13 protein-coding genes are annotated in these 11,887 nt (G+C 62.0%); 5 read left to right on the top strand and 8 right to left on the bottom strand.

The annotated features are described in order from the left end of the window. The first annotated feature begins 45 nt into the window (after positions 1 to 45). Positions 46 to 978, top strand: a complete 933-nt coding sequence (locus J3P77_RS16290) for a D-2-hydroxyacid dehydrogenase (RefSeq protein ID WP_434677623.1) — start codon at positions 46 to 48, stop codon at positions 976 to 978. 677 nt (positions 979 to 1,655) lie between these two features. On the opposite strand, the gene J3P77_RS16285 is transcribed toward J3P77_RS16290, so the two are convergent. After that, positions 1,656 to 2,249 (bottom strand): nitroreductase family protein, encoded by a 594-nt coding sequence (locus J3P77_RS16285; protein ID WP_434677622.1) that lies wholly within the window; start codon positions 2,247 to 2,249, stop codon positions 1,656 to 1,658. Positions 2,250 to 2,448: 199 nt separating this feature from the next. Between J3P77_RS16285 and J3P77_RS16280 the strand changes: the two genes are divergently transcribed. Beyond that, entirely contained in the window at positions 2,449 to 2,898 is a 450-nt protein-coding gene (locus tag J3P77_RS16280) for a YcgN family cysteine cluster protein (protein ID WP_434677621.1), read from the top strand. Positions 2,899 to 2,903: 5 nt separating this feature from the next. Here J3P77_RS16280 and J3P77_RS16275 read toward each other — a convergent pair whose 3' ends face one another. The 7 genes from J3P77_RS16275 to J3P77_RS16245 form a co-directional block, all read right to left on the bottom strand. Beyond that, a complete protein-coding gene (locus J3P77_RS16275; protein ID WP_434677620.1) occupies positions 2,904 to 3,284 on the bottom strand; it encodes a YgaP family membrane protein in 381 nt (126 codons plus the stop codon). 117 nt (positions 3,285 to 3,401) lie between these two features. Beyond that, a complete protein-coding gene (locus J3P77_RS16270; RefSeq protein WP_434677619.1) occupies positions 3,402 to 3,890 on the bottom strand; it encodes an RNA methyltransferase in 489 nt (162 codons plus the stop codon). A gap of 124 nt (positions 3,891 to 4,014) precedes the next feature. Continuing rightward, positions 4,015 to 4,914, bottom strand: coding sequence for a copper resistance protein B (locus J3P77_RS16265; RefSeq protein WP_434677618.1), 900 nt, complete (start codon positions 4,912 to 4,914; stop codon positions 4,015 to 4,017). 11 nt (positions 4,915 to 4,925) lie between these two features. Continuing rightward, positions 4,926 to 6,620, bottom strand: a complete 1,695-nt coding sequence (locus J3P77_RS16260) for a copper resistance system multicopper oxidase (protein WP_434677617.1) — start codon at positions 6,618 to 6,620, stop codon at positions 4,926 to 4,928. Between the two features lie 163 nt (positions 6,621 to 6,783). Then, positions 6,784 to 7,158 carry a YajD family HNH nuclease gene (locus J3P77_RS16255; RefSeq protein ID WP_434677616.1) on the bottom strand — a complete coding sequence of 125 codons (375 nt, stop codon included), beginning with the start codon at positions 7,156 to 7,158 and terminating at the stop codon, positions 6,784 to 6,786. Between the two features lie 66 nt (positions 7,159 to 7,224). Continuing rightward, the gene (locus tag J3P77_RS16250) at positions 7,225 to 7,701 is read right to left on the bottom strand and encodes a cyclic nucleotide-binding domain-containing protein (protein ID WP_434677615.1); all 477 of its coding nucleotides are present in this window, start codon (positions 7,699 to 7,701) and stop codon (positions 7,225 to 7,227) included. Between the two features lie 94 nt (positions 7,702 to 7,795). Then, positions 7,796 to 9,847, bottom strand: a complete 2,052-nt coding sequence (locus tag J3P77_RS16245) for a S9 family peptidase (RefSeq protein WP_434677614.1) — start codon at positions 9,845 to 9,847, stop codon at positions 7,796 to 7,798. Positions 9,848 to 9,992: 145 nt separating this feature from the next. On the opposite strand from J3P77_RS16245, the gene J3P77_RS16240 reads away from it, so the two are divergent. From J3P77_RS16240 to J3P77_RS16230, 3 genes are all read left to right on the top strand, one after another. Next, positions 9,993 to 10,472 (top strand): MFS transporter, encoded by a 480-nt coding sequence (locus J3P77_RS16240; RefSeq protein ID WP_434677613.1) that lies wholly within the window; start codon positions 9,993 to 9,995, stop codon positions 10,470 to 10,472. Positions 10,473 to 10,541: 69 nt separating this feature from the next. Then, entirely contained in the window at positions 10,542 to 11,333 is a 792-nt protein-coding gene (locus tag J3P77_RS16235; RefSeq protein ID WP_434677612.1) for a class II glutamine amidotransferase, read from the top strand. 29 nt (positions 11,334 to 11,362) lie between these two features. Further along, on the top strand, positions 11,363 to 11,887 hold the full coding sequence (locus J3P77_RS16230) for a DUF2937 family protein (protein ID WP_434677611.1): 525 nt from the start codon (positions 11,363 to 11,365) through the stop codon (positions 11,885 to 11,887).

Genomic DNA, 11,887 nt, shown 5'->3' with positions numbered 1-11,887 from the left:
ACCCACGTCTGTGGCCGACTGCCCCGTTTTTAAGGTTTTTGAAGCATGCGCGTCCTGATTGCCGAGCACGATTACCCGATCTACACCCAACTGCTGCGCAAGGCCGCGCCGAACCTGGAGGTCATGAGCAGCGGCGATTCCGCTGAACTCGCGAACATGGCCAGCGACTGCCCGGTCTGGCTGGGACAGCCGGATCTGCTTGCCAATCTGCTGCGCCAGGGCCACACGCCGCAGTGGATGCAGTCGACTTGGGCGGGTATCACGCCGCTGTTGGTCGAAGGTCTGACCAGGGATTATCGCTTGACCCGTGCCGTCGGCATTTTCGGTCAGGTCATGGCCGAATACCTGCTGACCTACATGCTGGGTCACGAGCGTGAGGTGCTGGCGCGCCTGATGAGCCAGGTCGAGCGCAAGTGGGACAACCGCATGGGCCAGAGCCTGGCCGGGCGCAAAGTGCTGATCGTGGGCGCGGGCGATATCGGCCAGCGCGTCGCGCATTTCCTGCTGCCGTTTGGCGTGCAGGTGCATGGCGTGGCGAGCAAGGCACGGGTTCAGGAGCCGTTCGTTGAAGTGGCGGCGCTCGGTGATCTGGAGCGGCTGGTGGGGGAGATGGACTATGTCATCAACCTGCTGCCCAACACGCCGGAAACCCACGACCTGTACGACGCAAAACTGTTTGCCCGCTTCAAGCCGACCGCGCTGTTCATCAACGTGGGGCGCGGCGTCGCGGTGGTCGATGCGGATCTGGTCGAGGCATTGAAAGAAGGGCATCTGGCCGGAGCGATCATTGATGTCTGCCGTCAGGAACCCTTGCCGCAGCGCCATCCGTTCTGGACTGCCTACGGTCTGCTGCTGACCGGCCACAGCTCTGCCCCAACCTCGCCTGTGGCGATGACGGAACTGTTCGTCGATAACCTGAAAGCCTTTCAGGCCGGTGAGCCGCTGCGCGGCGAAGTGGATTTCGCGAAGGGGTATTGAGTCAAATCCGTGGGAGGCAGCTTGCTGGCGACGGCGGTGGTCCAGTCATACATCTGCATCGCCTGATCAAGAGCAATCGCCAGCAAGCTGCCTCCCACGCCCTTCGGGCAGAATCACAAGCGGCTTTGCAAGCACCTGAGTTCTGCCCGCAGGGCGTAGGACTGGCCGGGCGGCGCTCCGCTTGCCTGCGATCTGGCGCGAAGCGGCAGTAAATCGGGCGACCTTGTTTTTTCAGGTACACCGCGTGAACCATCTTGCTGCCGGTTCCGGCAGATCGCGGACAAGCGGATCACCGCCCGGTCACTCCCACGCCCTTCGGGCAGAATCACAAGCGGCTTTGCGAGCACCCTGAGTTCTGCCCGGAGGGCGTAGGAGCTGGCCGGGCGGCGCTCCGCTTGCCTGCGATCTGGCGCGAAGCGGCAGTAAATCGGGCGACCTTGTTTTTCAGGTACACCGCGTGAACCATCTTGCTGCCGGATCCCGGCAGATCGCGGACAAGCGGATCACCGCCCGGTCACTCCCACGCCCTTCGGCAGAATCACAAGCGGCTTTGCGAGCACTCTGAGTTTCTGCCCGGGGCGTTAGAGGGCTGCCCCTCAAACATAGAATCTCCCACAGGTCCGCAGCTCAACGACGCTGCTGTTGGGAGCGACCTTGGTCTGGGCGGCAATCTGACGTTACAGGGTGAAGTCACCTTCGGCGGCCAGTTCGGCGACGGGCCGGCGTGGGCTCGGGGTTTCGCGGCCCTGCAGGTATTCGGGCAGGCTCGACTTATCACCCAGCTTGCCAATCGCGACCGCCGCGTGAATCGCGTAGTCGTCAGGGATATTCAGCTCCTTGCGCGTCAGTTCCTGGTCGAAGCCGGCCATGCCGTGGGTATGCCAGCCGCTCAGACTCGCTTGCAGCGCCAGATGCGCCCAGGCCGAACCGGTATCGAAGGTGTGCCACAACGCCGGGCTTTCCTCGGTCGCACCCGGTGCGGTAAACGTCGTCTTGGAAACGATGATCACCAGTGCCGAAGCATGTTGCGCCCAGCTGCGGTTGAACTCGTTGAGCAGGCCCAGATAACGCTCCCAGTTCGGCGTATCGCGACGCGCATAGAGAAAACGCCAGGGTTGAGAATTGTAGGCCGAAGGCGCCCAGCGTGCGGCTTCGAAGAAACTCAACAGTGTGTCCTGGGAAATGCTGGCGTCAGCGAAGGCGCGAGGCGACCAGCGCTCGGTGAACTGCGGGTCGATGGCATGATCGGCGGTGCGAGTATTGGTGCTCATGAAAGTCCTGACGTGAGAAGAATGGAAGGCGCTTTTTGAGATGGGCCGCGGCCGGCAGGCATCGACTCAAGCGCTCTAACGCTACTGTTTTGCCTTCACACTGACAAGTCTGTGATACCGACAGTCGCAAGCGCTTGGCCCGGGCTCGCGCTGGCACTAGACTGGCGGCCTTTTCACTACCGATGCCTTTGCCCGAACCATGGCCGCTAAAGTTGAACCCTTCTGGATACGCAAGACCCTCGATCAGCTGGACCCGCAGGAGTGGGAATCGCTGTGCGATGGCTGTGGGCTGTGCTGCCTGCAGAAGCTCGAAGATGAAGACGACAACAGCGTTTACTACACCCGGATCGCCTGCACGTTGCTGGACCTGAAGAGCTGCCAGTGCTCGGATTACAGCAATCGTCGCGCAACGGTGCCCGACTGTATCCAGCTCACTCCGGGCCAGGCCGACGAATTCAAATGGTTGCCGCCGACCTGTGGCTATCGCCTGGTCAGCGAAGGCAAGGATCTTCCGCTCTGGCATCATCTGGTGTGTGGAGACCGCGACGCGGTGCACCACGAGCGCATCTCCCAGTCAGGACGCATGCTCAGCGAGAACAGCGTGTCGGAAGACGACTGGGAGGATCACCTGATCTTTCGCGCGGGCTGACGGGCTTACAGACCTGGCTTGGGTTCTTTGAGCGCGTCGAGGCCGTTGTTGACGGCAGTCTTGGTGGCCGCTTCTGTATCGGTCTTGAGCTGGCTCAGCTCGGCAGCTGCGCGCTCGATGTCGGTGCGCACGTTACGCAGCTCGCTACGACCTTTTTCCAGTTTGGCCTTGGCCGAGCAGTGGCCGGTGATGCCACGCGCCAATGCAGCGCCGCCGATGGCCAGTTGCACCAGCCCGACGATACCGCCACGACGCAGCCCTTTGCCCATCATCAGCACGCCGCCGGCCAGCGAGCCGATGCGCTCCCAGCCTTTAACGTTCTGTTGTGGCAGCGGATGCAGCGTGCGAGGGGTGTCGATGCGTTCAATGATCGGGGTATCGCCCATGATGGCTCTCCATGAAGTGGTGGCTCGGAAGTCGTAGCTCGAAATTTGGTAGCTCGGTTCAAGATAAACTGACTGCCCACGGACGAAACTGTTCAATGCTTTCACATCAGCGTCTTTCTACGGCTCCGCGCGTTCGCGACCGAACTGCGGCCCGGAGCGGGTGTTGTTGCCCTTGGCCATGCGGTCGTAGAGCACGACGTTGACGGTAGCCGCCAGGTTCATGCAGCCCTCGGTAGGGATGTAGACGACGTCCTCGCACCAGTCACGGATTTCCTGATCGAGCGAGCCATCCTCGGGGCCGAAGATATACAGCGCGCGGTCCGGATGGGTGTACTCGGGCAGCGGACGGGCGCCTTCGACCAGTTCGACGGCGACCGGAATGCAGCCCAGCGGCAGAATGCTCTTGAGGTCTTCGATGCCGATCAGCGGGATGTCCTGATGGATTTTCTTGGTGTCGGTGATGAAGTCCCGCGCGCGCTCGTAGCGCTTGCCGGTATAGAACACCGAGGCCGCGCCGTAGCAGCCCGCCGCGCGCATCACCGAGCCGACGTTTTCCGGAGATTTGGGGTTGTAGAGGCCGATGCAGGCGTACCGTTTGTTTGCCACGAGAAAGATGCTCTGGGTAGAAAACGGCCGATTATACGGCAGCACCGCAGGCGACAGGTCGTTTCCCACCAGGCCTGCGCGTGTCAGATGACGAACTCTACCCGCGACGCTTGGCAGTTCGCGCTCAGAACCACATGCGTAAGCCGACGACCAGTCGGGCTTCGCTGGTATCTTCGTCTTCTTCGCGGGCGTAGTCGGCTGTCTTGCCGTAACTGCGGTTCCAGGTAACGCCGACGTAGGGCGCGAACTGCGGGCTGATTTCATAGCGCAACCTGAGGCCGACCTCGCTTTCCGACAGCCCCGCACCGATCCCGCGCTGCGGATCATTCCTGCCATACAAGTTGAATTCGGCGGTAGGCTGCAAGACCAACTGGTTGGTCAGCATTACGTCGTAGTCGAGCTCAAGCCGCGCCGCCGTCTGGCCGGCCTCGCCGACGAATGCCGTCAGCTCGGTTTCCAGGTCGGAGAAAGGCGTGCCCTGAACGCCGAACGCGGCCCAGGTTTGCGGCGCGCCGGGTTTGAAGTCCTGACGCGCGCCGACCACCAGATCCCACCAGGGGCTGATAGCGTGACCCCACAGCGCCTGCACCTCGGCTTCCTCGGTGTGGCCATCGGTGCGCTCGCCTTCGGAGCGCAACCACAACCGGTCGACGTCGCCGCCGATCCATCCCGAAAGGTCCCAGTCCAGAGCGCTTCCATCATCGGCGTCCTGCCACTCCAGTTTCTCCGCCTCGAAAAAACTATTGATGGCATCGTCGTGAACCTGGTGCCCCGAGTGGCTGGTATAGACCGCCGCCCGGTCAGCGTCGGTAATGGCCGGAATGGGCGTGCGGCTTTGCGCCGGTGCTTTTTCCTGGATCGGTGCGGCAGGCATTTCGTGGCCGGACATGTCGTGCTCGGGCATGGCATGCATCGAATGGTCGCCGTGGTCCATGCCTGCCATTCCGGCACCCAGCGCCGACGCGGGCAAGGCCAGTGCAATCGTCAGTAGACGGATTCGGCACGGGCGGCAATATCTGGTCATCGCGCCGATCTTCATTCTTCCACCCGCACTTCACGAAACATGCCCATCTCCATGTGGTACAGCATATGACAGTGGTACGCCCAGCGGCCCAGTGCATCGGCCGTGACGCGGTAGCTGCGCCGGCTGCCGGGCGGCATGTCGATGGTGTGCTTGCGAACCATGAACCGGCCGTGCTCGTCTTCAAGGTCGCTCCACATGCCGTGCAGGTGAATGGGGTGCGTCATCATGGTGTCGTTGACCAGCACGATGCGGATTCGCTCGCCGTATTTGAGAACGAGTGGCTCGGCGTCGGAGAATTTCACGCCATTGAACGACCACGCGAATTTTTCCATATGCCCGGTCAGGTGCAGTTCCACGGTGCGACCCGGCTCGCGGCCATCGGGGTCTTCGAAGGTGCTGCGCAAGTCGGAGTAGGTCAGCACGCGACGACCATTGTCGCGCAGGCCGATGCCGGGATCGTCGAGCCTGGGTGAGGTGCTCATCGCTTGCATGTCGACCAGCGGGTTGCCGGACTCGGAGTCCGGATGAGACTGCGTGGCGTCCATAGGCATGGCGCCGTGGTCCATCTCGCCGTGTGACATAGGCATGTCATGCATACCCATATCGGCCATGCTCAACAGCGGGCGCGGGTCGAGCGGTGGAACGGGTGCCTTAAGGCCAGGTGCGCTGGTCAGGGTGCCGCGGGCGAAGCCGGTGCGGTCCATGGACTGGGCAAATACCGTGTACGCGCCAGCTTCCGGCTCGACGATGACATCGAAGGTTTCCGCCACCGCGACACGCAGTTCATCGACGCTTACTGGCTTCACGTACAGGCCGTCGCTGGCTACGACGGTCATTTTCAAGCCGGGGATACGCACGTCGAAATAGCTCATGGACGAGCCGTTGATGAACCGCAGGCGGATTCGCTCGCCGGGTTTGAACAGGCCGGTCCAGTTCATGTCTGGCGTCTGCCCGTTCATCAGGTAGGTGTAGGTGTCAGCGCTGACGTCCGCCAGATCGGTCGGGTCCATGCGCATCTCGGCCCACATGCGCCGGTCCGAGGCAGTTGCGCTCCAGCCTTTCTCACCGACGTCGTTGATGAAATCGACCATGGTACGTTTGTGGCTGTTGTAGTAGTCCGACTGCTTCTTGAGCTTGCTCATCAGGCGGGCCGGGTTTTCGTCGGTCCAGTCGGTGAGCATCACCACGTAGTCGCGCTCGTAGGTGAACGGCTCCGGGTCCTTCGCCTCAATCACCAATGGCCCATAGACGCCCGACTGTTCCTGAAGGCCCGAGTGGCTGTGATACCAGTAGGTGCCGTTCTGGCGGACCTTGAAGCGGTACTCGTACATGCCGTCCGGCGCGATGCCATCGAAACTGAGCCCCGGCACACCGTCCATGTTGGCGGGCAGGAGGATGCCGTGCCAGTGGATGGAAGTACTCTCCTTGAGGCGGTTTCTGACCCGCAGCGTGACCGTTTCGCCTTCGCGCCAGCGCAGTAGCGGCCCCGGAATACCGCCGTTGACGGTCATGGCGGTCTTTTCGCTGCCGGTGAAGTTGACTTGCGTCTGGCCGATGTACAGATCGAACTCAGTGCCGGACAGCTCGGCGGGTTGGCTGTGTCCGGGAAGCGCCCAGACCGGCCGACCCAAAAGTCCCAGCCCTCCCAGAATACTGCCGGCGGCAAGCCCTTTCACAAAAGTACGTCTCGATGTGCGGTAGGGCATGCGGGGTTCCAGTGGTGAATTCAATGCTCGTGCGACAGGCGTATCTGCACGGGGGAGGGAGCTTGCTCGCGAAAGGGCCGATACAACCACATCGTTCGTCGGCAAAAAACCGTCGCGAGCAAGCTCCCCCCACAGAGTCCGTATTTTTATGAGGAGTGCGGTGTCACTCTTCTTTTTTCATCAACCCCGCCAGCGCGGCGAACGGGTTGTGCGTGGCCTTGGCGGTCTTGGGCGAGCCGAGCGAGCTGTCGGAAAAATACTGCTGATCGGTGTAGCGCGAGTGCTCGTTGTCGTGGCAGTACAGGCACAGCAGCTCCCAGTTGGAGCCATCCTGCGGGTTGTTGTCATGATTGTGATCGCGGTGGTGCACGGTCAGCTCGCTCAGGCGCTTGCCCGAAAACTCGCGGGCGCAGCGGCCGCACACATGCGGGTACATGCGCAGAGCCTTGTCGCGATAGCCCATTTCACGGTCGCGCTGGGCGTCGGCCAGGATGCGGTCCAGCTTGGCGGTGTGGGAGGGAGGGTTGGCCGTGCTCATGCTGTCACCTGTATCGAATGCCTGTTGAAAAGCGGATGTGCGCAGTTTAGCGCCACACGCGTGATCTCACACCTGTTGCGCCAGGAGCTGCCCGTCGACCATGCGCAGGCGCTTGGACAGGGAAATCGCCAGAGCGCGGATGATCTTGGCGGCAATCTTCGGCGCTTCGTCCAGCATGCGGTCCAGTGAATCGCGACCCAGATTGAGCAATTGGCAGTTGGTCGCGGCAATGCAGCTGGCCGAACGGCGTTCGCCGTCGAGCACCGCCATCTCGCCAAAGGCACGGCCACGTCTCAGTGTGGCGATCTCTACCTGCTGGCCTTCGGGGTTCAGCTTCTGCACCGACACCGTGCCGTGGTGGATGATGCACATGAAGGTGCCCGCGTCCCCTTCGGCAAAGATGCTCTGGCCCTGATCGATATCGCTGATGCTGAAATAACCGGCCACGGTCAGGTAATCGCCCGGCAACAAGGTGTCGAACAGGCCACAGTCATACAGCATGTCGCGGATGGCGTTGTTCAGGTGAGACGGTTGTTCTGCCATGGTTCGTTCTGGTTCTGATGTCGATCAATGGAAAAGAAAAGGGGGACAAGTCCCCGCCCCCCGACCCTACTAAGACAGGCGTTCAAGCTCAAGTTCAGTCGCTGATTTGCAATACCTTGAAGATGAAGCCGTACTCCAGCGCCACGTCACGCAGGCCTTGATAACGACCGCTCATGCCGCCGTGTCCGGCACCCAGTTCGGTCTTGAGCAGCAGCAGATTGTCGTCGGTCTTTGTGGTGCGCAACCGGGCGACCCATTTGGCGGCTTCCCAGTACTGCACGCGGCTGTCGTTATAGCCGGCGATCACCAGCATGGCCGGATAAGGCTGGGCCTTGATGTTCTCATACGGCGCGTAAGCCTTGATGCGCTCGTAGACCTCCGGCTGTTGCGGGTTGCCCCATTCGTCGTACTCGGTAACGGTCAGCGGCAGATCGGGGTCGAGCATGGTGTTGAGCACATCGACGAAAGGCACTTCGGCGATGGCCGCCTTGAACAGCTCGGGCCGCTGGTTGAGAACCGCGCCGATCAGCAGGCCGCCGGCGCTGCCGCCGCTGATGACTAGCTGGTCGGCGCGGGTCCGGCCTTCCGCGATCAGGTGTTCGGCGCAGGCGATGAAGTCACTGAAGGTGTTTTGCTTGTGTTCCTGTTTGCCGTTGCGATACCAGGCCTCGCCCAATTCACCGCCGCCGCGCACATGGGCGATGGCGAAGGCCACGCCGCGATCCAGCAGGCTCAGGCGAGCGTGGGAAAACCACGGGTCAAGGCTTTCGCCATAGGCGCCGTAGCCGTAGAGATAGAGCGGAGTCGATTGACCGACCAGATCACGCTTGACCACCAGGCTGATGGGCACTTGCGTGCCGTCGGCCGCTGTGGCCCATAGCCGCTGACTGACATAGGCATCGGCATCGAAAGTGCCCAGCACCGGTGTTTCCTTGAGCACCGTCTGCTCGCCGGTTGCCAGCGTCAGTTGACGGACCTGGGGCGGACGATTGAGCGACTGGTAGCGCAGGCGAATCCTGTCGCTCTCGAATTCCAGGGTGTCCTGCACGTAGAGGCTGTAGGCAGCGTCCGGCAACTGCACCCGATAGGATGGCAGGCCTTGCGGGCGGACTTCGATGATCGGCAGCCCGCCTTCGCGCAGGCTCAGGCTGATGCCCCGCGCATTGAGGCTGATGTCTTCAAGCATGACTGCGTCGCTGTGCGGGACCAGCGTCTGCCAGGTATCGCGAGTCGGTACGCCGCTGGACGAGTGGTACAGCGCGAAGTTGATACCGCTCTGGTTACTGCGGATGAACCAGGTCCAGACGCCATCGAGCCGGCCGTGGTCTGGGAAGTATTCATGACCCTCAACGCGCGGTGCCAGGCAGACGAATGCCTGTTGCGGCTGATCGGCGTCAAGTACCCAGGCTTCGCTGGTGGTCTTGCTGTTGAGCACCAGGATCAGTTGCCGCTCGGAGCTGCTGCGAAAGCAATGCAGGAAAAAACGCCCGTCCGGCTCGTTGAACACCAGATCTGCCGAAGCGTCTCCTAGCCGGTGGCGATAGAGCTTGTGCGGACGGTGTGTGTCGTCCAGCTCGCCGAAAAACAGGGTCTGGCTGTCATTGGCCCAGGTCATGCTGCCGTCGCAGTCCTCGAATGGCAGGCTGGTGACCTGGCCGCTGCTGAGTTCTTTGACGTAAAGCTGGTACACCTCGTCGCCATTGGTGTCGAGGCTGTAGGCCAGACGCTGGTGGTCGGGGCTGATACTGAACGCACCCAGGGAGAAGAAGCCGCCGGCGGCCAGCACATTGGGGTCGAGCAGCAATTCTTCGCGACCTTCGTCGACCGTATTGGAGTCGTCCGCAGGACGCGGGCAGCGGTAATGCCGCGCGTACTCGTCGCCCTGGGTTGTCCGTGTGTAATACAGATACGGTCCCCAGGGGGAGGGCAGCGACAGATCGGTTTCCAGGATGCGACCTTTGATCTCCTGGAACAGCGATTCGCGCAACGCAGCCTGGTCAGCCAGCTGCTGTTGCTGATAGTCGTTTTCCGCCTTGAGGTAATCGAGCACTTCATCGCTGTCGCGATTCTGCAGCCATGCGTAGGGGTCGCGGCCGTCAGCCTTGCGGGCGATCGGGGCGCGGGAGGTGGCGTTCGAGAAGGACATGGGGGCTCTCTCTGAAAAGGCGTCTGTCGTGGCAACGGATCGCGAGGTGTGGCTACACGCTGAACCGAATACGCAAGCCGGGCAAGCCGGGCCGGTGAAAAGTCGTTATCATAAGCGCCACTCTACCTGCCTTACCACGGACGACATGACCGAGAACGATTATCTGACCGCGTGGGGCCTGTACCTATTCGCCGCCCTGGGCTGCCTGCTGGTGTGGTACCTGATGACCCGCTGGATGTGGCGCTATCTCAAAGAGCCGCTGCTGGTGCTGGCCGCCGTGCTGCTGTTTACGCCGACCACGGTTGATCCGGTCAAGGAAGCACTGGCGCCTGCCGTGGCGATCACCGCGCTGGACCTGCTGTTCAAGGTCGGCAGCAATGTCTGGGCCGCGGTATCCGATCTGGCGATGTACGGCATGTTTGCCTTTGGCGCTTACCTGCTGTTCGTGCTGGTGCGCTGGCCGATTGAAAAGAACCGCAAGGCCCGCCAGCCCAGGCCGGCAGACGAACCGGTCGCTGCCGATACCGACGCAGACGACCAGCCTTATGCCCGGGACGAGCGCAGTGTGCGCTCGCCGGTTGCACCGATCCCGACCGGTCGCGCGCGGGTCGAGCCACGTTTGTAGCAGGTTGCTTGCTTGACCGGTTTTAAGCCTGCGCGCCCGCTGCGCAACGTCTGAAGCGAGAACCCGAGCATGTGTGAATTACTGGGCATGAGTGCCAATGTCCCGACCGACATCGTTTTCAGCTTCACCGGGCTCATGCAGCGTGGCGGTCGCACCGGTCCGCACCGTGACGGCTGGGGCATCGCGTTCTATGAAGGACGCGGCCTGCGGTTGTTTCAGGACCCGGCCGCCAGCTGCGATTCGGAAGTCGCCCAGCTGGTGCAGCGCTATCCCATCAAGAGCGAAGTGGTGATCGGCCATATCCGTCAGGCCAACGTCGGCAAAGTCTGTCTTTCCAACACCCATCCTTTTGTACGCGAGCTGTGGGGGCGCAACTGGTGCTTCGCTCACAACGGCCAGCTCGCCGACTTCCAGCCCCGCGCCACGTTCTATCGACCCGTGGGCGACACGGACAGCGAAGCGGCGTTCTGCGATCTGCTCAATCGGGTGCGCGAAGCGTTTCCTGAACCGGTCGAGGTGGAAGAATTGCTGCCCTGGCTGGTCCAGGCCTGCGCCGAGTACCGTGCCAAAGGCGTGTTCAATTGCCTGCTCAGCGATGGCGACTGGCTGTTCTGCTTCTGCAGCACCAAGCTCGCCCAGATCACGCGTCGCGCGCCGTTCGGCCCTGCCCGTTTGAAAGATGTCGACGTGATCGTCGATTTTCAGGCCGAAACCACTCCGCACGATGTGGTCACGGTCATCGCCACTGAACCGCTCACCGAGAACGAAACCTGGAATCGCTACGAGCCCGGCGACTGGAGCCTGTGGCGCAAAGGCGAACTGGTCGCTCAGGGCCGCGCTGAAGCTGGCGCTCGTATATAACAATCAGAAACGCAACGAGAGGGATCTACATGCTGCGAAGTTATCTGCGACTGGTCTTGTTCACTGCAGGCCTGCTGTTCGGCGTTCAGGTGCCCGGCTTCATCAGTGATTACAGCAAGCGCGTGGAGGCACACCTGATCGAGGCACAACAGGCGATCAAGGGCTTCAACGCGACCGCGCAGCAATTCTTCAAAGGCGACGTGCAAGCGCTGATCCAGCATTACCGCAGCAGCGAAGACCCGGTATTCCGTCAGGATGCGACCAATATCGAAACCCTGCTGACGCGCACCCATGCGCTGGAGCGTCAGTGGCTTGGCCTGCAGGGGCCCTGGTATGCGCGCGCCTGGCATGTCGCGACCGCCGCCGACCCGGATATTCGTCGCGAAACTTACAACGGCTACACCTGGCAGGTGTTGCTGGCGCCCGAGGTCATCGCCTGGGGCATCGTCTGTGCGCTGGTTCTGGCGATGCTGATCGAAAGCCTGTTCGTGGCGCTCGCGTGGGTCGTCCGTGGCGGACGCCGCAAGCCCCAGCTCAATCGCGACTGGCGCTAA

Source organism: Pseudomonas sp. R1-18 (genome assembly GCF_051132095.1).
GTDB lineage: Bacteria > Pseudomonadota > Gammaproteobacteria > Pseudomonadales > Pseudomonadaceae > Aquipseudomonas.
This window is presented reverse-complemented; position numbering and strand designations above follow the sequence as displayed.

Bases quoted from the DNA above. Each gene is read 5' to 3' on its own strand.
- J3P77_RS16290 (WP_434677623.1), top strand. From the start codon at position 46: ATGCGCGTCCTGATTGCCGAGCACGATTACCCGATCTACACCCAACTG.
- J3P77_RS16285 (WP_434677622.1), bottom strand. From the start codon at position 2,249: ATGAGCACCAATACTCGCACCGCCGATCATGCCATCGACCCGCAGTTC.
- J3P77_RS16280 (WP_434677621.1), top strand. From the start codon at position 2,449: ATGGCCGCTAAAGTTGAACCCTTCTGGATACGCAAGACCCTCGATCAG.
- J3P77_RS16275 (WP_434677620.1), bottom strand. From the start codon at position 3,284: ATGGGCGATACCCCGATCATTGAACGCATCGACACCCCTCGCACGCTG.
- J3P77_RS16265 (WP_434677618.1), bottom strand. From the start codon at position 4,914: ATGACCAGATATTGCCGCCCGTGCCGAATCCGTCTACTGACGATTGCA.
- J3P77_RS16260 (WP_434677617.1), bottom strand. From the start codon at position 6,620: ATGCCCTACCGCACATCGAGACGTACTTTTGTGAAAGGGCTTGCCGCC.
- J3P77_RS16255 (WP_434677616.1), bottom strand. From the start codon at position 7,158: ATGAGCACGGCCAACCCTCCCTCCCACACCGCCAAGCTGGACCGCATC.
- J3P77_RS16250 (WP_434677615.1), bottom strand. From the start codon at position 7,701: ATGGCAGAACAACCGTCTCACCTGAACAACGCCATCCGCGACATGCTG.
- J3P77_RS16245 (WP_434677614.1), bottom strand. From the start codon at position 9,847: ATGTCCTTCTCGAACGCCACCTCCCGCGCCCCGATCGCCCGCAAGGCT.
- J3P77_RS16240 (WP_434677613.1), top strand. From the start codon at position 9,993: ATGACCGAGAACGATTATCTGACCGCGTGGGGCCTGTACCTATTCGCC.
- J3P77_RS16235 (WP_434677612.1), top strand. From the start codon at position 10,542: ATGTGTGAATTACTGGGCATGAGTGCCAATGTCCCGACCGACATCGTT.
- J3P77_RS16230 (WP_434677611.1), top strand. From the start codon at position 11,363: ATGCTGCGAAGTTATCTGCGACTGGTCTTGTTCACTGCAGGCCTGCTG.